This window comes from Streptomyces sp. NPDC017936 (genome assembly GCF_044328485.1).
Classification (GTDB): Bacteria; Actinomycetota; Actinomycetes; order Streptomycetales; family Streptomycetaceae; genus Streptomyces.
This window is the reverse complement of the sequence record NZ_JBIRHK010000019.1, coordinates 138,223-160,981: the sequence shown is the minus strand read 5'-3', so window position 1 is coordinate 160,981 and position 22,759 is coordinate 138,223. Positions and strand designations below refer to the sequence as shown.

Here is a 22,759-nt window from a genome sequence, read left to right as displayed (position 1 = left end):
CCTGGGTGATGGGTCACTCCACCACGGTCTCGTTTGATGGTGGTCGGCTACGACCGGGCGGCTGGTGCACTACGGCTCGAGTGTCATGCGCACCCAGGTGATGCTGCTGGACCGTGATCCTTCGGTCATGACGATGGCATGTCGGCCTGTAGAGCTGTCCTGGCGGGAATCCAATGGGACTGCGGTGTCGCATGCGCCGCATCTGATGGCACGGTTCAGCGACGGCGGCGGTCTGCTGCTCGACTGTGCCGGACGCGGGGAGATCTCTCCCCGGCTCACGCACCGTGCTGACGTCATGGCAGCGGCGGCACGTACGGTGGGATGGCTGTACAGGGTCGCCTCACCTCCAGAACCGGTTGTCCGCTGCCAACCTGGGCTGGTTGTCGGGATACCGGCACCCTCGCTACCGGGACACCGCGCGTTCTCCCGGCCCTCTTCCACGCCCTATGGACCGGTTGGGCGACCCATCGGGCGATCTCGAACTCGTCCCGCTCGACGGCCTGGCGCCCGGGCCGCTGCAGACTCCATCCCAGCCGCCCGGTCAGCAGGCGCCATACCGAAGCCCGGGCCAACCTCACCCCGGTCACCCGCTCAACCACCACGCCGACCCGTTCCAGCGTCCACAGGTCCGCCTCGAACCCGTGCGCCAGGGCGCCCTGCTCCAAAGCGGCTCGCACCGCTTCGACCTGGGCGTCGTCCAGCTCGGGCGGCCGACCCGTAGCCGGACGCCGCCGCAGCGCCTGAACCCCGCCCTGCTCCCACAGGCGTTTCCACCGGCGCACACTCTCGGGATGCATCCCCACCGCCCGGGCAACCTCGGATGAAGGACGTCTCCGCTCGAACAACTCGGCCGCGCGCATGCGACGGGCCTCGGCCAACTGCGGCCGCGTCAGCGGCAGAACGAAGACATCAGCAACAGCATCCCGCGGCCTGGAAGACACACCATCATGCTCACACTGCCGAAGCCCCAACCACCACAGAACCAACGAAAAGCACAGTAAAGGGTGTTGCACAAGGCAGTTGAAGATCCTGCAGCACGCCACCGGCAAGCTCAACGAGCGTCACCAGTCGCCGCAATACTGGACAAACTGCAACTGTCGGCAGGTCGGATCATGACGTGAAATCGGCGCCGAGTCCGTTGTGTAACACCCTTTAGGAAAGTTCTAGGCCGCTCCTTCGGCCGCCAGGACAACACGGGACCGCGTTCCAGGTCGACGGCGGCTATCCGCACCGATACTTCCTGGCCCTCGCGGACACTCTTCGTCATGTCCGCGACCGGCTCGGTGAGCGGAACGAGCCCTTCGACGCACCTGCCGCCGTTCTCATCCGGGCCGGTTGGTAACTCGCTCCCCAACACGTTCACCGGGATCCACTGCTGAGCATCACCACTGTGGCATGCAAAGGTGAGGTGCGTGGGCAACTCACAGGCTTACCCGGTCTTTCGTACTACTGATGCCGTCGAGGCGTGGACGCAGGCATTGCGCTTGAACGCTCTGCTGGAGGAGCACGACGACGAGGTGACCCTGATGGCCGATCTGCTGACCGTCGAGGACGCGCGGCGGATCGCGGCGGTGCTGCCCGAGGCCGAGTTCAACTACACCAAGCCCCGAAGGGACCCGGTAACACGTGACTTTCTGGACTTCGGCCTGGACATCGCCACGGCGGACCGCTCCCTCCTGGAGCCGGAGCTGCCTCTGTCCGTCCTGCACTACGTGCCACCGGGCACCGTGGAGAACCGGTTCGTGAGGGCTGTGGGGCAAGGCATCGCCTCGATGGGCTTGCACGGCAGGTGGCCGGACGACGCGGAGACGGATTCGTACGGCTTTGCCAAGTACGACGGCGTGGAGATCCTCTTCAACTGCGACGACGTCAACTGGTCAAAGCCGACTAACCACCACACAGTCTTCGTCCACGTCGACAAATTGGGCGACCTTCCACGCGCCAAGAGACTTGCCGCGTACCTCGGCGGCACCGTACTGGGGGACGCCCAGCACGGCTGGTGAGGGCCCAGCTTGACCGGTTGCGGGCCCAGGTGACCAGAGAAACAGAACTTGGCCTCGGACTTTCGTGATGGTCCGCCGACGGAGTTGGCGGACCATTTCGCGTTCTGCGGCTGAGGGCGGGCAGGGCGGCGGCCCGCGCGTCGGTGATCACCATGCCGACGGAGTAGGACAGCCAGCGCCCGCGCCGGGCGAGCCAGGAGACGAAGTCGTGGGTGCCGCCCGCGGAGTCGGTGCGGATCAGGGTCTGGCGTCCGCGCCGGTATTTCTTCGGTGGTTGGGCGAGGGTCAGGCGGGCTGCGGTGATGTGGTCGGCGGCGGTGTTCGACCCCGCGTTCCCCGGCCTGAGCAGGGCCGCGACGGGTTCCCCGGTGCCGCCCGGGCCGTGGTCGACGAAACCCATCAGCGGGTGGTGGCCGTAGGTCCGCTTCCAGGTCGGGGCGGCGTCCTGCTTGTCGGAGTGCGCGATCACCAGCACCCCGTCCAGGTCGGTGGTCACCGTCCCGTCCGCGTCTGGCGCCTTCCGGTCGGCCAACCACCAGACGCGTTCGCGGACTTCGGCCCGTGCGGACCGGATCGCCTGCAGGGCGGTGTCGCCGGAGACGGCGGGAGTATCGACCAGGCGGGAGACCGTCGGGTCCGAGGCAACCGGCCCGAACACGGCCGGCTCGGCCCGCAGCAGGCCGGCATCGGCCAGGCAGTCCCCGCCCAGCGCGACCGCCAGGGCGAGGTCCAGGACGACCTTCCCCGGGTCGTGGACGGCCCGCGGCCTCCGCCACGGCGCCAATGCGGCGGATATCGCCTGGTCAAGGCCCACCTTGCGGACCGTCTCCACCAGCAGGACCGAACCGGCCTGCGAGACCACCTGACGGCCGTCCTCCTGGACACGGACACTCGGGTACGACGAGATAGGCTCTCTCACCTGGAAAGTGCTCTTTCCCTTGCAGCTAACAGGACCCTCAGCAAGTCCTATCGTTGCAGGTCAAAGGCACTTTCCTCGTTTCTGGTCAGCTCTTGGACAACCCGCTTCGTGAAAGCGCGAGGCTAAAGGCGGGGTAGCAGGACGGACGGTTGGACGAAGGAGCGGACATCCGGGTGCCGGCGGGCACACGGCGGGGCGGTGGCGGACAAGACCTGGGGAGGTCACACGCCACCGCCCCGACGCAGCAACAGCCCGCCCCGACCACGAACCGCCCATGACCCCAACCACACAGGCCAGCACACCGCGCAGACCAGGACGGCAGATTGCGCAGCCACCAACCCACAGCCCACCGGCACACCGAAATGCCCCCAAGCACGGACACCACGACCCCACCGCACCCGTATGGCGCCCCGTCACCCACCCCAACCGCAGGGTCGGCTGGATGCACACCCGACATCCATAAGCGCCGCCATGGTCAGGGCTGTGGTCGGGCATTGCGCAGACCCCGACCACGACCACCAGAACCCCGAACTCGCTGCGGAGGCCTACCAGATCTGGGGCAGAGGCGGGCGGAGCGACGTGCAACCTGGCGTTTAGGTCACGGCTCGGGTGGCCGCAAGGCGCCAGCGATGACGGTGGTCACCATCTTGCGGACGGCGGGGGTCTGCGGTGGGGCGCTGGTCCGGTCGGCGAACAGCAGGTGACCGGCCCCGACGAGGGTGGGGGCGAGTGTGTCGATGTCGGCGTCACCGGCCAGACGCCCCGACTCCCGCTCGGCGGTGAGGTATGCGGCGATCATGGCAGTGCCCTGTGCGGCCAGTGGGATACCGGTCAGACCGGCCTCGCGCAGCCGCGCGCGGAGGCCTTCGCGGAAGGTGATGAGCGCGACGATTGCCACCGTGACCGGACCGAACAGGTCCTGCAGCGCGTTGGCGAGGTTGTCCACCACGCTCCCGGTGCCGGCGGCCGCGCGCAGAGTCGTGGTTCGGTCCTCGATGCCGCGGACGCGGTCGAGGACGAGTTCCGCCAGGAAGGCATCGAAGTCGGTGAAGTGCCGGTGCAGCACGCCCTTGGCGCAGTTCGCCTCCTCCGTGACCGCCCGGCTGGTCAACGCGTCGGGCCCGTTCCGAAGCAGCACGCGCTCGGCGGCTTCGAACAACTGGCCGCGCACGTTGCGGATGTGCACCCCTGACGGCATTGTCTCCCTTTCCGCGCCGCCCCAGCCTTAACAAGTGGGCAACCGCCCATTAGTGTGGGCGCATGCCCACTTTATCGCAGGGACAGCCGGACACGTCCGGCCCCGAGCCCTACCGCCACCGGCAGACGGCCGAGTCGTTCGGCGTGGACGCCGAACGCTACGACCGCGCCCGACCGCCGTATCCCCAGGCCCTGGTGGACAGGATCATCGCGGCAAGCCCCGGTCGGTACATCCTCGACGTCGGAGCCGGAACCGGCATCGAGGCCCGGCAGTTCCAGGCGGCCGGCTGCACGGTGCTCGGTGTCGAGCCCGACGAGCGGATGGCCGCCTTCGCGCGCCGCAGCCGCATCGAGGTCGAGGTCGCCAGGTTCGAGGACTGGCAGCCAGCCGGGCGGCAGTTCGACGCGGTCATCGCCGGCACCGCCTGGCACTGGGTGGATCCCGTCGCCGGCGCGGCCAAGGCGGCCCAGGTGCTCCGGCCCGGCGGCCGACTCGCCCCCTTCCACCACGTCCCCCAGCTTCCGGTCCAGTTGATCGACGCCCTCGCTGAAGCACTCCACCGGGTCGCTCCCGATTCCCCGTTCAACCCCGGCCTGCTCAGCGGATCGGCCGTGGACGCCTACCAGCCACTGTTCGCGAAGATCGCCGACGGGATCCGGCAGACCGGCAGCTTCAGCGAGCCGGAACAGTGGCGCTTCACCTGGGAGCACACCTACTCCCGAGAGGAGTGGCTCGACCAGCTCCCCACCTTCGGCGGCCTCACCCAACTCCCCGCAGACAAAATGGCGGAGGTCCTGAACAGCGCCAGGAACGCGATCGACGAGCTCGGCGGCCACACCACCATGCCCTACACATCCGTCGTGATCACCGCGACCCGATCCAATACGGCCTGACCACCGCAAACGCTAGATGTCGCCGACTGATGAGCTCGGCGACACCCGCCGAGGAGCGGGGAAGGTTCACCGGCTTGTTGCACCGGACCTCAGTCCAACGGTCCGTCCCGGCGAGCGGCACGATTGGTACTCGCGCCATCTGACCACTGCACGGTCAGCACTGTTGCCCTTGACGGGATTCACCGGCGCCGACGGGCGCGGACGTCCGAACAGCAGCAGACAGGGCCTGGGGCTTCCGGGCGTAGCGCGATGGGTTCGGTTGGCCGAGATGCCATCCGGTCGGCAGGGCGATCGCTGTCTTCTGGGTTGTCTCGCCCATCCGCGGCCGGTCATCTGCCTACGATGCCGTCTATCGGGCGGTCTTGAAGAAAAGGGAAGAGAAGCCGACGCGAGGGGCGGACGGTTGGCGGCTACCCGGCTCCGAGGAGGACTTCGCTGCGACGCCAGGCCGTCGGCGATCGGCCCGTGAACTCGCGCCAGTCCCGGACGAGATGGGCCTGGTCGGCGTAGCCAGAGACTGCTGCCGCATCGCCCCACGGGAGCGGGTCCTGCGTCGCCGTCAGTTCGTGCGCGTGCTCGAAGCGCAAGACTCGGGCGAAGGTCTTCGGCGACAGGCCCACCTCACCGCGAAACCGCTCGGTGAGGTACCGACGGCTCCAGCCGAGTTCCGCGGCGACCGCACCAACCTGGACGCAACCCCGCGCGGCGACGAGGCGGCGCCAGGCCTCGGCCACCTCGGGGCGCACCCAGCGCACATGGTCGCCGCAGGCGCTGCGGCCGACAGCTCGGAGGAACAATTCGTCCAGCGCGGTGAACCGCGCCGCCCATGTTGTCGCCGATCGGAGCCGGTCGACCAGCTCGACGGCAAGGGCTCCGAGAAGCTCGTCAAGTGGGACCAGTCGGTTGGCGAGCTCGGCAGACGGCATGCCGTAGACGGCCCGGGCCCCGAGCGGTGTCAGCGATACCTGAACACCTTGCTGGCGTCCGTCATGGTGAATCGCGACGGACCGGCACATCAGACCGCCGGCCACGCTGCCGAATCGGGTGACCGGTGACCCGTCGTCAACGCCTGTCGCCACCTCCAAAGGATCTGACAGGCTGATCACCGCAGTGAGCGCGCGGCTCGGCGGGCCGCAGTGCACCCCCGCCGGGAGCCCGCGGAGGTCGAAGCCGACATACGAGTCGACGTACTCCCGCAAGACGCGCGCCGGACGTGCACCGATCCCGGTGGCCGTGTGGTCCTCCATTTTCGTCAGTGTACGAGCCGCCCAGCCCAGGAAAATCACCATCCAGGGTCTCTACTTCCGTACACCCGAGCATGGGTTCAAGAAGTCCTGAGACAGGGACAGCATGAAGCTAAGCAGGTCCACTGTCGGTCTAAAACTGACGATCATCGTTGACACCTGGGTCTCCGATCACTGCGGAGATCCACATGCCCAAGTCCAGTCCCGCCACCCCGCCGCTTGACCGTGAGGCCAAGCGGCGCCTGGCCGTCATACGCCATGTCGAAGAGGTCAGCGGCAACGTCGCGATGTCCTGCCGGTACTTCGGGATCAGTCGGCAGGCTTACTCCACCTGGTACCGCCGCTGCCGGGCCGAGGGCGTCGAGGGCCTGCGCACCCGCTCCAAGGCACCCAAGACATCCCCGAACGCGACGCACGTCGAGGTGGTCGGGAAGATCATCTATCTCCGGCAGAACTACCACTTCGGCCCGGAGAAGATCGCGATGTACCTCAAGCGGTACCACGACGTGACGATCAGCAAGTCAGGCGTGTGGCGGACGGCTCGCACGTCCGGGACCTGAAGGGGGGGCTCACACCGGACCTTCGCCGGTCGACCGCGGCCGCCGGGGCAGCAAGCACCATGTGATCACCGATCGGCACGAAACACTCCTCGCAATGTCGCTGACCAGCGAAAACCGTCACGACGTCACCCCGCTCATGCCCCCTGCCGGACGCGATTCCCCGCATCCGCGGCCTGGTGGGCGGGCCACGTCACCGGCCCACGGCGGCTGTTCGCCGACCGCGGCTACGACTACGACACATATCGTCGGCTCCTGCGCGCTCACGGCATCACGCCGAAAACCGCCCGCAAGGGCACCGGACACGCCCGTGTACACGCTCCCGGAACTTCCGTACGACTGCTCGGCGCTCGCTCCGGTCCTCAGCCCGGAGATCATCGACCTGCACCACGACAAACATCACGCGGCGTACGTGAAGGGTGCGAATGACACACTGGAGCAGCCGGCCGACGCGATCACCGAGGCCTTCGGCTCCTTCGCCGGTTTCAAGGCCCAGCTGTCCAAGACCGCCACCACCACACGCAGGGCTCCGGCTGGGGTGTGCTCGCCTACGAGCCGCTGAGCGGCCGGCTGATCGTCGAGCAGGTCTACGACCACCAGGGCAACGTCGGGCAGGGCTCCACCCCGATCCTGGTCTTCGACGCCTGGGAGCACGCCTTCTACCTGCAGTACAAGAACCAGGAGGTCGACTTCATCGAGGCGATGTGGGCCGTCGTCGACTGGCAGGACGTGGCCAAGCGCTCCGCCGCCGCCAAGGAGCGCGGCGACAGCCTGCTCCTCAAGCCGTGACGCCGTGGCCACGCAGATGTCCTGCTCGTGATCGTCTTCTCACCGTTCACCGGGCCGGCGCGGCGAAGGGCCCCCGCAAGCACACCGGTTGCGGGGGTCCTTCCGCGCCGCGGTCGGACGACGACGGGTCGGCACCGGCGCTGCTTGATCACGGGATGACCGGCGAAAACGGCGCCGACGATCACGAGACGGGGGGACCCGCCTCGACTTGAGCGGCCAGGGGCGGTGCTCCGGGGAGGAAGGTCACCTGGGGGGCGCCTGTGCGTGGATGGATGGTGACCTCGCTCGTCACGCCGTAGACCGTGGCCAACAACTGGGGCGTGAGGACGTCGACGGGCGAGCCCGAGGCCGTGACGCTGCCGTCGCGCAGGACGTAGAGGCGGTCGCAGTAGTACGCGGCGAGGTTGAGGTCGTGCAGGGCCACCAGGACCGTCGCGGGCAGTTGCCGCAAGGTGCCGAGGACCTCCAGCTGGTGGCGGATGTCGAGGTGGTTGGTCGGTTCGTCCAGGACGAGGAGGGACGGCTGCTGGGCGAGGGCGCGGGCGATGAGGACGCGTTGGCGTTCGCCGCCGGAGAGCCGGTCGAAGGGGCGGTGGGCCAGGTCGGTGGCGTCCACCGCGGCGAGCGCCGACCGGATCAGGTCGGCGTCTTCGGGGGTGTCGCCGTCAAGCAGCTGTTTGTGCGGGGTGCGGCCCATGGCGACGACCTCACGCACCGAGAGGTCGAACTCGGCACCTGACTCCTGTACGACCGCTGCCACCGTTCGGGCGAGTTGCCGCACGGGCAGCGACCAGGCGTCCATGCCGTCGACATCGACCCGGCCGGTGGTGGGGCGCAGGACGCGGTAGACGGCGCGCAGCAGGCTGGACTTGCCGCTGCCGTTCGGTCCGACCAGGCCGATGACCTCGCCGGGCCGGGCGGTCAGGGAGACGTCCTCGACCAGGCGGCGCGCGCCGGCGGTGAGGGTGACTCCGTCGATGACGAGTTCCGTGCCGGTCATGCCCCTCCTCGGGTGGTGCTCCGCCGGGCGTCGCGGCGCATCAGCCAAAGGAAGAACGGGCCTCCGCACAGTGCGGTGAGCACACCGACCGGTATCTCCATGGGCGCGGCGACGACGCGTGCGGCGATGTCGGCCCAGATGAGGAAGACCGCGCCGCCGAGCGCTGCCGTCGGCAGGACGCGGCGGTGGTCGCCACCGACGGCGAGCCGCACGATATGCGGAAGCATCAGCCCGACGAAGCCGATCGGCCCGGCGGCCGCGACGAGGATGCCGGTGACGAGGGAGAGCAGGACGAACATGCGGGCGCGGAAGCGGGCCACGTCCAGCCCCATCGTCGTCGCGGCCTCCTCACCGGCGAGCAACAGGTTCAGGTTGCGGGCCTGCACCATGAGGATGCCGATGCCCAGAAGCAGGGCGGCGCCGGGCAGCCACAGAGTGTCCCAGTTGACGCCGCCGAGACCGCCGAGGGTCCAGGCGAGGACCGCGCGGGCCTCGTTGCCCCGGTCGGTGGTGAGCAGCAGCAGGTCCAGCACGGCGGTGAGCACCGCGGCGACGGCCACACCGGACAGGACCAGCCGTGCAGACGTGATCCGGCCGCCGGTGCGGGCGGTGGCGTAGACGAGCAGCAGTGCGCCCAGCGCGCCCGCGAACGCGGCGACCGACAGCGACACCGGCCCGAACCAGGTCACCCCGAACACGATCACCACGACGGCGCCCAGGGACGCCCCGGAGGAGACGCCGAGCAGGTAGGGCTCCGCGAGCGGGTTGCGGATCAGGGCCTGCAGGGTGGTGCCCACCACCGCCAGTCCGGCGCCGGCCACGGCCCCGAGGAGCACGCGCGGTGCCCGCACGTCCAGCACGATGGTCTCCCGCGCCCGTGACCAGTCGGCATCCGCCCAGTCGGCGCCCAGCGCGTGCGTCACGATGCCCCATACCTGGCCGGGCGGCACCTGCACCGAGCCGATGGCCAGGCCCGCCGTGGCGGAGACCGCCAGCAGGACGGCCAGGACGACGAGCGTGAGGGCGAGACCGGTCGGGCCCGCCCGCCTCTCGGCCTGTTGCCGTTGTGGCCCGGCCTGCTCGGCGCCGGGACGGGTGCCGGGGCCGTCACGCGAAGCTCTCGGGGTGGATGCCGCGGGCCAGGTCCCCCACTGCGTACGCGGACCGGACCCCGACCAGGGTGGCGGTCAGCGGCAGCACGACGAAGCGCTTGTTCTTGACGGCGGGTACGTCCTCGAGGGCGGGCTGGGACAGCAGGAACTCCTTCTTCTGACCGACGCTCCCGGCGTCGGCGTAGTCGTAGATCGCGATGACCTCCGGCCTGCGCTCGACGACCTGCTCCCAGGAGACGTCGCCGAAGACGTCGTCGAGGTCGCCGAAGACGTTCTTGCCGCCGGCCAGCCGGATCAGTTCGGTGCCGAGGCTCTTGCCGCCCGCGGTGAAGGCGGTCTTGTCGCCGCTGTCGTAGACGAAGACGGGCACCTCGGGCTCGCCCTCGACCGTGGTGGCGGCCTTGTCGACGCGGCCTTCGAGGTCGGCGACCAGCTTGTCCGCCCGGTCAGAGACGCCGAAGATCCGGCCGATGGTGCGGACCTCGTCGTAGGTGTCCTTCATCGTCACCCGCTTCTTGCCGCAGTACTCACGGTTGAGGTGGGTGTCGATGCCCGCGTCTGCGAACGCCTGGCGGGAGCGGCCCTCGTTCTCGGCGAAGGCGCTGCCGTAGCCGCCGTAGACGAGGTCCGGATCGGCCTCCAGAACCGTTTCGAAGGACGGTTCCTTCTTCGCCAGTTCCGGAATCGACTCGTAGTCCTGCTTCAGCTCGGGCAGGACGGCGGAGTCGGGGAAGGAGGTGCCGACCATGCGGTTCTTCAGACCTAGGGCGAGCATGAGCTCCGCCGGGTGCTGGTGGACGGTGACGACACGGGAGGGCGGTTTGTCGTACGTCGTCTTCACGCCGCAGTTGTCGATGGTGACGGGAAAGCCGTCGGCCGGCATGGCCGTGGCCTCCGCGGCCCGGGCTGTGTCCTGCGACGATCCGCAGCCGGCGGTCAGCAGGGCCGCCGACAGGGCCAAGGCCGCGGCCGTGGCACGCAGGGCGTGACGCCTGCGGGCAGGGGTGAACAGGGGGGGACGGAACGTGCCGTCGTACACGTGAAGCCTCCTGGGGAGTCCGCGCTCCTCGGAACGGGCCCGCGACAGGCCAGTGTCCTGACTCCCGGATCGACGCCCTCCTGCCTTCCTGCGGCTCGCGCAGTGGCATGTCGGAGGGGGCACTCCCCGGTCACAGTGGCGGGACCGTGCCGGATTCGCACCGGCTTCCTGTCTCCCGTCGCGGCGATGACCCGGTGATACTACGATCCGCCGAGCTCGGGTCGAAAGGGCGTGCTGACCCACCCGCACTCCCCCACGCCCTCCGTCACGCCTCCCGGACCGCCCGGAGCACCAGCCGCTCGGCGTTCTCGTCGTAGGGACGGCCGTCGAAACCGCCGAAGACTTCCACCCGGCCGAATCCCGCCTCCCGCGTCATCCGCCGCAACTCGACCGCGCTGTACACGAACCACACCAGGGTGGTACGCGTCACCCGCTCGCCCCGGACCAGGACCCGGTCGCTGCGCAGCCGTGCCCAGTCGTCCAGCACGGTGTCGGTCTGCACCATCAGGTCGTCGCCGCGTCGCACCACCTTGGGCGGGGTGATCCTGCGGGCCAGCAGTTCCTTGCCGGCGAGGTCCAGGACGAGGGTGCCGCCGGGTGCCAGGCAGGTGTACATGGTGCGCAGCACGCGGGCGTTGTCGGCGGGCTCCTCGAAGTATCCGAACGAGGTGAACATGTTGAGGACGACGTCGAACGCGCCCGGTGCCTCGTACTCGCGCGCGTCGGCCCGTACGTAGGTGACGTGGGCATCGGCGTCAGCCGATTTCTTGCGTGCGCGCTCCAGCATGGCTGGACTGAGGTCCACTCCGGTGACGTCGTGACCGAGCCGGGCGAGTGGCACGGTGAACACCCCTGGACCGCAACACAGGTCGAGTACGCGAGAACCCCGGGGAAAGGACAGCAGCGGAGAGCTGTCCAGCAGGTCTTCCGCCTGCTCGTAGCGCTGTTCGGGGAACAGGAAGTCGTGGAACTCGGTCCAGAAGTCATCGTCCTGGAACCCGTCCGTCCGTGTCATGCGGTCTCAGTGCTCCTTCGTCGTCATCGTGTGGGTGGGTGTGTTTCACCCCGCGATCGCGCAGTGCCAGCAGCGCGGGGGGCAGCACCAGGCACTGTGCTGCGGCCAGCAGCCAGAACCAGCCCGTTTGGCTCGCGCGTTCGGTGAGGCCGTACAGCTGTCCGCCCAGCACTCCGCTGGCGCAGGCGCCGAGTCCCGCCGCCAACCGCTGCTGGCCGAAGACCACGGCGTCCGAGCGCGGGCTGCGGCGCAGTGCCTCCAGGTCGTTCTTGAGGAACAGGACGATGTCGCCCAGGGTGATCAGCGCTCCGCCCGCCAGCAGGGCCGGCCGGGTGCCGACCGCCAGGGCGGCCAGCCCGGCCGCCAGGCCCGTGAAGCCGATCGCGAGGGCCGTCGCGTAGGGCATGCGCCGGATCAGGCCGGACGCGAGGGGCTGGACGACGATGACGAGCGTGAAGCAGACCAGGAGGACCAGGCTGTAGAACACGCCGGAGGCCCGTTCGACGGCGTACACCGCCAGGAAGTGCTGGAAGTGGAAGTAGAGGTAGAAGGCGAGCTCGTCCTCGTGGTCGCGTCCGGCCATGACGGTGGCCGAAAACGCCCGGCCGAGCCACCTTCGACGAGTCCGCACGCTCACGAGCCCGAGTGATCCGGTCCTCGGCCGTCGGCCGGGGAAGGCCGGCACGGGCTTCCGAGGGCGGGGGACGGACTTGATGGGATGATGGCCGGCGACAGGGCGACGACGGTCCGAGGAAGCCGGTGCGAATCCGGCGCGGTCCCGCCACTGTGATCGGTGAGCGGATCCCGAACAGGCCACTGCCCCTCGAAGGGTGGGAAGGCCGGGACGAGCTGTGACCCGAGAGCCAGGAGACTCACGTCGTCGCCTCCTTGAAGGACGCCGGGGCGGATCTCCCCGGAGAGAGGGGTGTTTCGGCATGTTCGAGACAACGGACGGTGAGGCGTTCGGCGCCGAGGAGACCGCGGGACCGGCCGGTGGTGTGCCGTGCCGGATCGTCGTGTGCCGGGACTGCTGCTGCGGTACGCCGAAGGTGACCGGCGTCGACCACGCCGCGCAGTCCGCACGTCTGCGCGCGGAGGCACCCGTACGTGTCTCCGCCTGCCTGGACGTGTGCGACCAGGCGAACGTGGTCGTCGTGCAGCCCTCGTCCGCGGGGCGGGCGGCCGGAGCCCGGCCGGTGTGGTTCGGCCTGGTGAACGACCCGGACGCGACGGAGGACATCGTCGCCTGGGTACGGGCGGGCGGCCCCGGCGTCGCTCCCCGGCCTGAGATCCTCGACCTGTACGCCTTCACCCCACCGCGCCGCCGTACGGCTCCCTGAGCGGCGCGGACCGCCACGGCTCGGAACGGCAGCGGGACGAGGCCGCGGGCGGGACGGCGCGGGCCGGGGAAGACGACGATGCCCTTGCCGTCGGGGAAGGGGTGGGCGGCCCGGGTCCAGCCCGGGCGGCGGCAGAAGGCCACCGCCCGGGGCGCCCGGACGGAGGTGAACAGCCTGGGACCCTCGGGGGCGCCCGCGGTGACCGCCTCCAGCAGTTCTCCGGCGAGCCCGCCGCCGTGCGCGCCGGGCCGGACGGCGAGTTCGTCCACCCTGAAGGCGTCGTACAGCCGGTCCTCGGTCCGTCGGGCGACGAGGCCTGCGGCGGCCTGCGGACAGCAGCGGTCCATGGGGAAAGGCAGGAGCGTGGTCCACCCGCCGACGAAGCCGGGCACGCCCCCGCCCTCCACGGCCACCGCGGCGGTGAAACCGGGGGCGCGCGCGTCACGGGGGAGGCGCGCGGCGAACTCGGCGGCCTTCTCCTCGTCCCCGTTCCAGGGCGGTGCGCAGAAGGCGTCGACGTGGACCGAGCGCAGCGCGCCGGCGTGGGCGAGGACGTCCTCGCCGCACGGCACGCGCACGACGGGAGTCGGCGAAAGCGTTCACGGGATCCCTCCTCTTCCCGCCCCCGGGACCTTGCTGCACGCTGCGTGCAGCAAGGTCCCGGGGGTCCTGCACGGGGTACGCCGGCAGTGCCGACCGCGACCGTTGCCACGAGCCGGACCGACAAGGACCCTGCCGTGAGGTCAGGCGCGCACGGCAGCGCGGCCGACCCGCCTGTGGTGGATCAGGCCGAGCAGTGCGTCGAGGGCCAGGAAGGCCAGCAGGGACCAGCCCAGCAAGGGGAACGCCCAACCGACCGCGATGATCAGCGGCGCTGCCACGGCCAGGGCGGGCCAGGGCAGGTGCCGCCACGTGCCGCGGGCGGGCGCGCGGCCCACCGGCGCGCGGCGGTCCCCACGCGTGGGCCGGCGCTGCCACCACATGCGGTAGCCGAGCACGATGCCCGACGTCAGGCCGAGCGCGATGACCGCGAGGACGATCTGGTTGGCCAGGCCGAACAGGGTACCCATGTGGGCGCGCACGCCGAGGGTGCTGAGCTTGGCGAGCACCGGGTGGTCCGCCCAGTCGACTCGCGCGGTGACCTCGCCGGTGTGCGGATCGACGGCCGCCTGGTCCAGGCGGACGGGCCACAGTCCGTCGGTCTGGGCGACCGACCAGGTGCTCTTGTCGTCGGCGGGCGTGCCGATCTCCACCGGACCGTCGAGTCCCGCGGCACGGGCCTTCTCCAGCACCTGGTCCACCGTGAGCCCGGCCGGCAGGCCGCCCGCCGCTGCGGCTTCGTGCCCGCTGGAGTGGTCGTGCCCGGAAGTGCCTTGCGCGCCACCGGAGATGGAGGTGTCCAGTTCGGGCGCGTATGCGCTCAACGAGGTGCGCAGTTCGGTGAAGCGTTCACCGGCGTACGCCGACCAGGTCAGCCCGGTGGCACTGAGGACGAGCAGGCCGGCCGAGATCCACACCCCGGTGACCGCGTGCAGACTGCGGCTGCGGCGCACACCCCGTGCCCCGCGTTCGGGCAGCACCGCGTGGCGCTTCGATCCGCCCGCGTAGGTGCGGCGGCGTCCGAACCACAGCAGAAGACCGCCCAGTACCAGCACCCACAGCCAGCTCGCGGCGAGTTCGGAGTACAGGCGGCCCGTCTCGCCGAGGTGGAGATGGCGGTGCAGGTCGTCCAGCCAGGTGGCCAGGGGGGTCGAACCGGACCACGTGGTCAGGGCGCCGCGCACCTCGCCCGTGTAGGGATCGACGTAGACGGTGCGCTGCTTGTCCTGCTCGGCGAGCTCGGGCACGGACAGCACGACCTTGGTGGTGTGGTCCGGCGCCTCGGGCGGCACGACCGAGGCGACACTGCCCTCGGGATGGGCCTCGCGGGCGGCCGCCACCTGCTCGGTGAGCGGCTTCGCCGTGACACCCACCTTCTCCACCCGCAACTGCTCGCTGTAGACGAGCTGGTCGAGCTGCGGTACGGCGGTGTACGCCAGCCCGGTCAGCGCCGCGACGAGCAGGAACGGGGCGACCAGGACGCCGGCGTAGAAGTGCAGCCGGGTCAGCAGGGGCCACCAGCCGGAACGGGTACGACGGCTTACGGCCCCGCCGTTCTCGGCCGGTGCGGCCCCGGCGGCGATCGCGGTGGACGCGGCCTCGTCGGAGGGAGCGGGTGCCGGCGTCTGGCCCGGGGAGCCGGCGGGTGGGATCCCGTCGGCGGAGGGGTGGGAGTGGGTACTCATGAGCGGGTTGGCTCCTGAAGTCGTGCCGGCCCGTACGGAGGGGGCCGGAGTTCTGTTCACTGCCGATAGGGCACGCGCCGCGCGCCGTCGGCACCGCGATGAGCGGGCAGGAGAGATGCGCGGCGTACGCGTGACGGCCGCCGCGTGCGCCCGGGCGGCCCCGGGACACGGGCGGTGGAAACACCGGCCGGGCGAGAGGTCCGTCGACTCCCTCGGCTCGGCCGGATCAGCGGGTGAACAGAACGGGCGGCCCACGCCGGGCGAGCGCGTGTCGCAGCACCCGGGTACGGCACGCTGCCTCACGCCCCGCCCGGAAGCCCGGTGGGACGCGACTACGCGAGAGCTCCGCCCGGTACCGTGACCACCGCCGCAGCAGGGCCAGCGCATGCAGGACCGCCGACACGGGTGCGCCCAGCAGCCGGCCCAGCCGCCACACCAGGGCCTCTCCCTGACGCAGCCACCAGGCGGCACCGAGCCCGGCGAACAGGTGCGCGAGCAGCATGAGCGGGCTGAGGTGGGCGGCGGCCGCGGTCATGCCGACGGGTTCCGCCCCTGCCTCTGCAGCTCCCGCCACGACCTCGGAGCCGTAATGCCCTGCATACGGCACGTACCCCATATGTGCAGCCGGGTCAGCGTGTCGTCCTTGCTGCGCAGAGGACGAGGCATGGGAATGAGCGGGACCGGCGAGCACGAACAGCAGGTGCAGCGCGCCCTGCGTGACCGTGACCGCACCAGTGATCTGGCCGAGGGTGCGCTCGCGGCCGGCGAGACGCCCCGCCGTGAGGGCGACAGCCGTGCCGCCGAGCACCAGCAGGGCCAGGGACGGTCGATGACCGCCGGCCACGCCGTGACCGGCGGCCGCCAGCAGCACGCACACCAGGCTGAACACCGTCACCCGCACAGCGCGGAGCGGGCCATGGCCGGCCATCACTTCTCCTCGCGTTCGTCGGGTGGCTCATACCACTTGCGAACTCACTACGCGCGCGGGTCAGCCATTGTTCAACCTCAGCCGGGAGGCATTCCCGGTGACGGCCGGAGCATGTGACGTGGCTGACCACCACAGTGCGCGTTCACGACAGGGCAGGGGCGGGCGCGTACACGGCGGAGCAGCGGGATCCTACGGTGACTGAAATCGTCCGCACCAGTGACCGATGGGCCAAAACCCTCGAGGCGCCCTACCCCGTCGGGACCCCGCGGTCAGGAAGCGTCCAGCTCCCCGCGTACGGTACGGGCAGCGGTGACCAGGTTCCCCAAGGAGGCGCGGGTCTTGACCCAGCCTCGGTGTTCCATGACAGTGAAAGACCCCGGCGGAACCTTGACACCGTGTCCCATGTGGTGAGGCGGACGAGTCGTCTGTAGCAGCAGACAGCGGCGGCCAGGCCAAGAAAGGCCAGGTAGTTGCGGGGTTTGCGTTCGTAGCGGAGGCTGAGCCGACGCTGGCCGGAGAGCCAGGAGATGGTCCGTTCGATGACCCAGCGGCGCCGCCCTGATCGCTCGCTGAACTCGATGCCCTTACGCGCGATGCGTACCCCGGTGCGCTTCCACCGTAGCCGTCTACGCAGGTCAGCACGGCCATAGGCCTTGTCTGCATGCAGGCGCTGGGGCTTGGAGTACCGGCCGTTGTGGGGGTCGTGTCTCGTTTGGTCACCCTCCACCATGGGCCTCAGCCCTTCGCTGTCGTGGGTGTTGGCGGCCGAGACGCCGACGAGGAGGGGCAGTCCGTTCGCGTCCGACAGGGTGTGCATCTTGGAACCCGGCTTGCCCCGGCCCGCGGGGCTCGGACTTGTGTGTTCACCCCTTTTTTGGCGCGGACGTGGGCGGTGTCGAGGACGACGCGCGAGATGTCGATGAGACCGGCGTCGTCGAGCCGGTGCAGCACGGCCTCGTGCAGCCGGCCCCAGACACCGGCTCTCGACCAGATGACGAACCGCCGGTGGGGGGTCGACTTCCATATCCCGAAGCACGGCGGCAGCGCCCGCCAGACACAGCCGGACACCAGCACGTAGATGATCGCAGCGAACAGCGTCTCATCAGGCGTGTCCCGCGTCCCGCCGCCCTGCGGCCGCACCTTCGACGGAGGGATCAGCGGCTTCGCGATCTCCCACAGCCCGTCCGGCACAATCCAACTCCACGTACCCCGCCCCATGCATGGCCCAACGACCGCCTCACCACATAGGACACGGTGTTAGTACTGCAACGGTGCTTGCCGTGACTGCTGACCAGGTCGGTCGTTGGTGTGGTTATGGGTGGGGACCTTGCTGACGTCAACCGCCAGGCGGTTGCGGTGGAGATTCCGAATCCCGTCGCGGGCTGGGGCAGCGTCTCGTTCTTGCGTAGAGGCACCAGCATCAGCAGGGCCTGGTGGAAGCAGCCCAGCTTGCGCCACCGCGTGCCGCGTTCACACCTTCGGGCATAGGTCAGCCATGAGACATGCTCGACCAGCTCATGCGGGACGTCGAGCGTGGCTCGATACGGGACCAAGCGAGGCTCCTCGGACGAAGCATGGTGCGTAGAGAACACCACCGCAACGACCAGGAGCCTCGCCTCGTCACACCACCCCGCTGACCTGCACCATCACCTCTACAGGACAGGATGAAAACGGTTCACTGACGCGCTCTCACTGACACGAAGCCGACACATCGCCGTCAATCAAGGCCGCCGAGACCGTCAGCAAGGACTCCCGCGGCTACGACGCCGGCAAGAAAATCAACGGCCGTAAACGGCACCTGGTCGTGGACACCAAGGGCCTCCCGCTGTTCGCCAGGGTCACCCCGGCCGACATGACCGACCGCAGCGCGGCCAAAGACGTACTGTTCCGGCTGCGGCTGGTGCACCCCGAGATCACCATCGTCTGGGCCGACTCGGCCTATGCCGGACAGGTCGTGACCTGGGCAAAGACCTACTTGAACCTGACGATCAAGACCGTCGGCCGCCCGAAGGACGCTTTCGGGTTCGTCGTGCTGCTCCGGCGCCGGGTCGTCGAACGCTCACACGCCTGGGTCATGCACGCCCGTCGACACGCGCGCGACTACGAACGGCTCGTCCAGCACTCGGAATCGCTCCTCACCTGGGCCGCGATCACTCTTATGACCAGGCGCATCACCCGCCGAAGCTTCCGCAGGGCAGGACAGCCGGCCTCCCGCGAGGCCCAACGAGACTGATCATCTCGGCCCTGACGGCCAGCAGCGCCATCAAGAGTCCACCGGGCCCGGACACAGCCCCTGAGCACTGCTCTCCCCACCCCGACAGAGCCGCATCACTGCAATCCGGCGAAGCCGCTATGCGGAGGGACTATCCGTGGCTGGTGACGGGGCCGCTTCCGTCGTGGGCGCCGGAACATTGCTCGCGGAGATGCGTTCCCTCCGCCATGGCAGGAGCAGCGCGCTCGCCATGCACAGCAGCCCCGCGATGAGCAGGGCACCGCGGACCCCCGCTGGGGCGGCGATGAGACCACCAGCGATCATGAAGGCGGCCTGGCATGTCTTCGAGCCGACGGACCAGGATGTGCCGACGCGGGACATGAAGGCGTCCGGTGTGGCCGACATGCGATACGTGGTGAACGACGGGTTGAAGACACCGGCGGAGAAGAGCAGGCCGAAGTCGGCGGCCACGATGACGAGCACGCCGAGGGCGCCGGAGGGCGTCAGGGGCAGCAGGATCGTCCAGAGGGTGCGTGCAACCCCGGACAGCAACAGAACCCGGCGCTGCCCGAATCGCTGGGTGAGCAGCGGGGCCAAGCGTGAACCCAGCACGCCGCCCAGGCACGGCAGTCCCAGTGCGAGTCCGTACTGCCACGGTGCCAGGCCAAGGTCATCCAGCATGAGGACGGCCATCAGTGGTGAAGTCATCATGATGGATCCACCGAAGAGCAGCGCGTTGAAGAACAGCGGCCGCAGTCCTGGGTGCCGCAGGAGGTACTGCCAACCGGCAGCGATGTCGCGGCCCAGGTGAGAGGTGGCGGCGCGGGCCGGTGGCGCGGGTTCGGGCTGTCGGATATGACGGATGCCCAGGGCCGATCCGAGGAAGGACAGCGCGTCGACCACCATCGTGGCGGCCGTGCCCAGTGCCCCGATCAGGAGCCCGCCCATGGGCGGGCCGGCGCTGACGCTAATCCAGTTGGTCGTCTCGAACAGGCTGTTGGCACGAAGGCGGTCCTCGGGCGGGACAAGTGCCTTCAGATGCGCGCCACTCGCCGCGTCGAACGCGACAGACGCCGCCGTCTGGAGAACCCCTACGACGCACAACTGCGTGTAGGTGAGCCTTCCGAAAGCCATGGCGACCGGAACGCTCACCAGCAGAACGCAGCGGGCCAGGTCGGCGGTGATCATGACCGGCCGCTTGTACTGGTGCTCGATACGCACACCGAGCGGCAGAGCGATCACTCCACTGGCCACCGCGGACAACGCCGCGAGCAAAGAGACCTGGAACGCAGAGGAATCCAGCACCAGGAGGGCAATCAACGGCAATGCCCCCATGCCGACGGCACTGCCTGCTGCGCTGACCGCGTAGGCGCCCCACAACTGCCGGAAGTCCCGCCCGAGCGTGCTCCGCCGTACCAACCGAACCTCCCGAGGTGTGAAGGCGCTCAGCGTAGTGACTCGAACCAACCACCCCGTGATCAAGACATCACCAGACGCATCTCAGAGCTGGGATCAGAAACAGGTGCTGATTATGCTGCCCTCGCGTACACAAAATCGCGCATAAGGCGCACATGAGGCGTTTATCATGCGCGAATGGTGGTTTTCTGATCATCAGGATGCCGGCCCGCACTGGGTTGCCGCTGCCGGCGGTGCGGAGCCCAGGGTGGTGCGCGCCAGCGATGGGCGTGCAGGAGCTGCTCGGGCCGGCCTGCCCGGGAGCGTGCGCCGGGGTCGGCGGCCGCGGCCGACGCAGCGCCGCCACGTTCCCGCCTGCCTGCGCCAGCACCTCCCACGCCTGGTCGGCCACCTCCAGTCGGGCCCGCGCCTTGGCTCCATGCGGCCCTCGCTCCGCGCCGCCTGAAGCCAGCGCCACACCGTGCGCACATTCACCCCGCCGACATGGGCGCCCGCACGCACATGCGCCGTCGTCAACGCCCCGGCCGCATCCAGCTCCAGCAGCCGCGCAACCAGCACCGGCCTGGACACCCTCAACCCCGCCGTGACCTCACCCCACGCGCCCGGCTCCCCCACCCCACACCCTTCCGCCCGCGCAAGACCGACACCGACCACCGTGCCGCCACGCAGCCCCCGGAAGGATCAGAAGTACCGTTCCCAAGACAGCGGAGCGGAGCGGGGGTGTACCGCTCCACGACAGCCCCGGCCGCCGCACGTACTGCCCTACGACAGTGACGCCGCCCTTCCTCAACGCCCGACCGTCGAAAACACCCAGTCCTGACGCGCCGTCACTGACACCCACCCACCGACACCGAACCGGCACATCGCACACCGGGCCGGTGGCCGCCGCATGGCAGCGGCGCTCACCGGCCCCATCCCGAGGCGAGGGCAGACCCCCGCCGTCGCAGGGCCGACCCTAGGGAGGCCTGATGGCTGACGCGTTGCGCGTACGTCACAGGTAGTGGCGGGCGAAGACGCCGGCCACCAGCTCGCGCCGACTGTGCAGGCCGGTCTTGTCAAACACCGACTTGAGGTGGTCCTGAACCGTGTGCGGGGACAGCCCGGCGCGGCGTGCGATGTCGGCGGTGGAGTGCCCGCGCAGAACCAGCCCGGTGACGTCCCTCTCGCGCGGTGTCAGCCCGTAGGCCGCGGCGATCAGCCCGAAGTGCTCGCCGGGGCCCGCCTTCTCGACGACCACGGCGGTGCGGGCCCCCGTCGTGTCGGAGCGGCCGAGACGCCAGGCGTGCAACCGCACGCAGCCGTGGGCACGGCTGTGCATCCAGGAGGTGCGGGTTCCCGGCGCGTCGGGCGCCTGGACCGCGGCCGCCACGGCGTAAACGGCAGGAGGCAACCGATCACCCGCGGACGGGGCCGGTTCGCCGGCCAGGCCCTCGAACCACATGTCCACGGTGGGGGTGCGGTGCACCACCCGGTACTCCCCGTCCAGCAGCACCAGACCCGGTGCCGCCGCCGACGCGCCGGCCTCGGCGAGCCGGGTCAGGTGCAGCCGGCGCAGTACGGAGCCAAGCGGCTGAGCGAGCGAGGCCGCCACGGCCAGGTCGGACGGGGCGAAGGCGGGCGCGTCCTGCGCGCGCCCCATGATCAGCGCGCCCCATGCTCCGTGCCGGTCACGCAGCAGCACCCGCAGTTCGTCCCGGAACCCCAGTGGCCGCATGATGTCCCGGTAGCGGGGGCTGCGTTCGAGACAGCCGCCCGTCTCGCGGCTCAGCAGGCCCACGGGCTTCGCCCTGGTCGCCAGCTGGGACAGGTCGTTGGCGTCGCCCTCCCGGTACTCGATGTCGAGCATGCGCGGCATCATGGACGGCGGCAGTGCATCGCGGTAGTCGCCGCCGGTGTTCATCAGGGTCTGCGGGTCCACGGTCACACCGGCCCAGATGTCGAACCGCAGCGCCGGACGCGTGGCCCGTTTGACCTTCTCGAAGAACTCCTCCACGGTCCGCGCGGACCGCGCCGCCCGTGACACCGCGTCCGTGACACGACCCGCGCGTAGATCTCCCCCGTTGCGCTTCATGGCCCCAGGCTAGCGCCCAGTGTCGTCGCCGGGTGCTGTTCGCGCAGGTGGGAGCCATGGCTCCGGTTGCCGCGCCCCGAGGAACCGGGAACGGCGGCGGACCCGGGCGGGCCGGTGAACCAGGTGACCCGCCCAGGCGTGCCGTCAGCGGTCGTTGTGCAGGGTGAGAGGTTGAGCTTCGCCCAGTCCTTGCCGCCGTTCTCGCCGCTGCGCAGAGTGATCTCACTGAGCGTGGAGATCTGCCCGGCCGGGACGTAGCGGTTGAAGTCCAACTCCGCGTCGAGGTCGGTGTTGGTGACGTTCGTGTCCTCGTACAGCCGCAGCGTCACATAGATCATGACGCCGCCGGAGGCGTCCGTCTGGGCGGACAAGTGCTTCTCCAGCCGGATCTCGCCGCCGCACGTGGTCTCCCACCACAGCGACGACGACCTGGCCTCGTTCACCCAGCCTTCGGAGGCGACGCTGCCGTTGCAGTACGTACCGGCGGAGAAGAGGCCCAGCGCCGCGGTGTGACCGAACCAGAATCGTCCGGAGCAACGGTTTCGATCGGATCAGCCATGTACCCCCGCCCAGCCCCACTCTCCCCGAGCACGCAGCGTAAGCGGTACCACACTGGTCAGTCGATCACTTCGACGGAACTCGCCGAGCTTGCCCGCTGGTTGCCTCGAGGGGCCGGGACGTTGCCGGTGGCGGCCGCTACGTTGCGATCATGGGTGTCTATCTGGTGAGTGTCGCCGC

Annotated in this window: 18 protein-coding genes, 7 pseudogenes and 2 riboswitches; of the genes and pseudogenes, 9 read left to right on the top strand and 16 right to left on the bottom strand. The window is 69.8% G+C overall.

Annotated features, from left to right (window positions below; translation table 11 throughout):
- Positions 1–85: 85 nt before the first annotated feature.
- Positions 86–301 (top strand): annotated as a pseudogene (locus tag ACH4F6_RS32895) (hypothetical protein); the annotation flags it as partial.
- On the opposite strand, the gene ACH4F6_RS32890 reads toward ACH4F6_RS32895, so the two are convergent.
- Positions 294–860 (bottom strand): winged helix-turn-helix domain-containing protein, encoded by a 567-nt coding sequence (locus ACH4F6_RS32890; protein WP_397964045.1) that lies wholly within the window; start codon positions 858–860, stop codon positions 294–296. The pseudogene ACH4F6_RS32895 and the gene ACH4F6_RS32890 sit on opposite strands and share 8 nt — an antisense overlap.
- A 624-nt stretch (positions 861–1,484) precedes the next feature.
- Here ACH4F6_RS32890 and ACH4F6_RS32885 point away from each other — a divergent pair.
- The gene (locus ACH4F6_RS32885; protein ID WP_397964021.1) at positions 1,485–2,003 is read left to right on the top strand and encodes a hypothetical protein; all 519 of its coding nucleotides are present in this window, start codon (positions 1,485–1,487) and stop codon (positions 2,001–2,003) included.
- Here the strand turns inward: ACH4F6_RS32885 and ACH4F6_RS32880 are convergent.
- Positions 1,888–2,922, bottom strand: coding sequence for a transposase (locus tag ACH4F6_RS32880; protein WP_397964020.1), 1,035 nt, complete (start codon positions 2,920–2,922; stop codon positions 1,888–1,890). The two genes, ACH4F6_RS32885 and ACH4F6_RS32880, sit on opposite strands and share 116 nt — an antisense overlap.
- A gap of 598 nt (positions 2,923–3,520) precedes the next feature.
- Positions 3,521–4,108 (bottom strand): TetR/AcrR family transcriptional regulator, encoded by a 588-nt coding sequence (locus ACH4F6_RS32875; protein WP_397964019.1) that lies wholly within the window; start codon positions 4,106–4,108, stop codon positions 3,521–3,523.
- A 74-nt stretch (positions 4,109–4,182) separates the two neighbouring features.
- Between ACH4F6_RS32875 and ACH4F6_RS32870 the strand changes: the two genes are divergently transcribed.
- Complete coding sequence (locus ACH4F6_RS32870; protein WP_397964018.1) at positions 4,183–5,013, top strand: class I SAM-dependent methyltransferase; 831 nt, start codon at positions 4,183–4,185, stop codon at positions 5,011–5,013.
- A gap of 410 nt (positions 5,014–5,423) precedes the next feature.
- Here ACH4F6_RS32870 and ACH4F6_RS32865 read toward each other — a convergent pair whose 3' ends face one another.
- Positions 5,424–6,260: a helix-turn-helix domain-containing protein gene (locus tag ACH4F6_RS32865; protein WP_397964044.1), complete on the bottom strand. Its 837-nt coding sequence runs from the start codon at positions 6,258–6,260 to the stop codon at positions 5,424–5,426.
- Between the two features lie 185 nt (positions 6,261–6,445).
- Here ACH4F6_RS32865 and ACH4F6_RS32860 point away from each other — a divergent pair, with 185 nt between their 5' ends.
- The 3 genes and pseudogenes from ACH4F6_RS32860 (at position 6,446) to ACH4F6_RS32850 (ending at position 7,603) form a co-directional block, all read left to right on the top strand.
- Complete coding sequence (locus ACH4F6_RS32860; RefSeq protein ID WP_397964017.1) at positions 6,446–6,817, top strand: helix-turn-helix domain-containing protein; 372 nt, start codon at positions 6,446–6,448, stop codon at positions 6,815–6,817.
- Positions 6,781–7,120: pseudogene (locus ACH4F6_RS32855) on the top strand (transposase); the annotation flags it as partial. The gene ACH4F6_RS32860 and the pseudogene ACH4F6_RS32855, both read left to right, overlap by 37 nt.
- A 4-nt stretch (positions 7,121–7,124) precedes the next feature.
- Positions 7,125–7,603 (top strand): annotated as a pseudogene (locus ACH4F6_RS32850) (superoxide dismutase).
- A 181-nt stretch (positions 7,604–7,784) separates the two neighbouring features.
- Here ACH4F6_RS32850 and ACH4F6_RS32845 read toward each other — a convergent pair.
- From ACH4F6_RS32845 to ACH4F6_RS32825, 5 genes and pseudogenes are all read right to left on the bottom strand, one after another.
- Positions 7,785–8,603: an ABC transporter ATP-binding protein gene (locus ACH4F6_RS32845; RefSeq protein ID WP_397964016.1), complete on the bottom strand. Its 819-nt coding sequence runs from the start codon at positions 8,601–8,603 to the stop codon at positions 7,785–7,787.
- Positions 8,600–9,628 (bottom strand): annotated as a pseudogene (locus ACH4F6_RS32840) (FecCD family ABC transporter permease); the annotation flags it as partial. The pseudogene ACH4F6_RS32840 and the gene ACH4F6_RS32845, both read right to left, overlap by 4 nt.
- An 82-nt stretch (positions 9,629–9,710) precedes the next feature.
- Positions 9,711–10,754 carry an ABC transporter substrate-binding protein gene (locus ACH4F6_RS32835; protein WP_397964015.1) on the bottom strand — a complete coding sequence of 348 codons (1,044 nt, stop codon included), beginning with the start codon at positions 10,752–10,754 and terminating at the stop codon, positions 9,711–9,713.
- Between the two features lie 29 nt (positions 10,755–10,783).
- A riboswitch (cobalamin riboswitch) is annotated at positions 10,784–10,964 on the bottom strand.
- Between the two features lie 55 nt (positions 10,965–11,019).
- Positions 11,020–11,769, bottom strand: a complete 750-nt coding sequence (locus ACH4F6_RS32830) for a class I SAM-dependent methyltransferase (RefSeq protein WP_397964014.1) — start codon at positions 11,767–11,769, stop codon at positions 11,020–11,022.
- Positions 11,738–12,352 carry a hypothetical protein gene (locus ACH4F6_RS32825; protein ID WP_397964013.1) on the bottom strand — a complete coding sequence of 205 codons (615 nt, stop codon included), beginning with the start codon at positions 12,350–12,352 and terminating at the stop codon, positions 11,738–11,740. Before ACH4F6_RS32825 ends, ACH4F6_RS32830 begins: the two co-directional genes overlap by 32 nt.
- A 166-nt stretch (positions 12,353–12,518) precedes the next feature.
- Positions 12,519–12,643, top strand: a riboswitch (cobalamin riboswitch).
- A gap of 61 nt (positions 12,644–12,704) precedes the next feature.
- On the opposite strand from ACH4F6_RS32825, the gene ACH4F6_RS32820 reads away from it, so the two are divergent.
- On the top strand, positions 12,705–13,109 hold the full coding sequence (locus ACH4F6_RS32820; protein WP_397964012.1) for a (2Fe-2S) ferredoxin domain-containing protein: 405 nt from the start codon (positions 12,705–12,707) through the stop codon (positions 13,107–13,109).
- A 743-nt stretch (positions 13,110–13,852) separates the two neighbouring features.
- Here the strand turns inward: ACH4F6_RS32820 and ACH4F6_RS32815 are convergent.
- The 4 genes and pseudogenes from ACH4F6_RS32815 to ACH4F6_RS32800 all read right to left on the bottom strand — a co-directional run.
- Positions 13,853–15,394 carry a PepSY-associated TM helix domain-containing protein gene (locus tag ACH4F6_RS32815; protein ID WP_397964011.1) on the bottom strand — a complete coding sequence of 514 codons (1,542 nt, stop codon included), beginning with the start codon at positions 15,392–15,394 and terminating at the stop codon, positions 13,853–13,855.
- A 226-nt stretch (positions 15,395–15,620) separates the two neighbouring features.
- Positions 15,621–16,322: a hypothetical protein gene (locus ACH4F6_RS32810; protein ID WP_397964010.1), complete on the bottom strand. Its 702-nt coding sequence runs from the start codon at positions 16,320–16,322 to the stop codon at positions 15,621–15,623.
- A gap of 403 nt (positions 16,323–16,725) precedes the next feature.
- A pseudogene (locus ACH4F6_RS32805) lies at positions 16,726–17,540 on the bottom strand (IS5 family transposase); the annotation flags it as partial.
- Between the two features lie 122 nt (positions 17,541–17,662).
- Positions 17,663–17,917, bottom strand: a pseudogene (locus ACH4F6_RS32800) (transposase family protein); the annotation flags it as partial.
- 116 nt (positions 17,918–18,033) lie between these two features.
- Here ACH4F6_RS32800 and ACH4F6_RS32795 point away from each other — a divergent pair.
- Positions 18,034–18,501: pseudogene (locus tag ACH4F6_RS32795) on the top strand (transposase); the annotation flags it as partial.
- A 171-nt stretch (positions 18,502–18,672) separates the two neighbouring features.
- Here ACH4F6_RS32795 and ACH4F6_RS32790 read toward each other — a convergent pair.
- The 3 genes from ACH4F6_RS32790 to ACH4F6_RS32780 all read right to left on the bottom strand — a co-directional run bounded on the left by ACH4F6_RS32790 (position 18,673) and on the right by ACH4F6_RS32780 (position 22,359).
- Positions 18,673–19,953, bottom strand: a complete 1,281-nt coding sequence (locus ACH4F6_RS32790) for an MFS transporter (RefSeq protein WP_397964009.1) — start codon at positions 19,951–19,953, stop codon at positions 18,673–18,675.
- Positions 19,954–20,941: 988 nt separating this feature from the next.
- Positions 20,942–22,021: a response regulator transcription factor gene (locus ACH4F6_RS32785; protein ID WP_397964008.1), complete on the bottom strand. Its 1,080-nt coding sequence runs from the start codon at positions 22,019–22,021 to the stop codon at positions 20,942–20,944.
- On the bottom strand, positions 22,018–22,359 hold the full coding sequence (locus ACH4F6_RS32780) for a hypothetical protein (RefSeq protein WP_397964007.1): 342 nt from the start codon (positions 22,357–22,359) through the stop codon (positions 22,018–22,020). The genes ACH4F6_RS32785 and ACH4F6_RS32780 overlap by 4 nt, the downstream gene beginning before the upstream one ends.
- Here ACH4F6_RS32780 and ACH4F6_RS32775 point away from each other — a divergent pair.
- A complete protein-coding gene (locus ACH4F6_RS32775; protein WP_397964006.1) occupies positions 22,358–22,534 on the top strand; it encodes a hypothetical protein in 177 nt (58 codons plus the stop codon). The two genes, ACH4F6_RS32780 and ACH4F6_RS32775, sit on opposite strands and share 2 nt — an antisense overlap.
- The last annotated feature ends 225 nt before the right edge of the window (positions 22,535–22,759 follow it).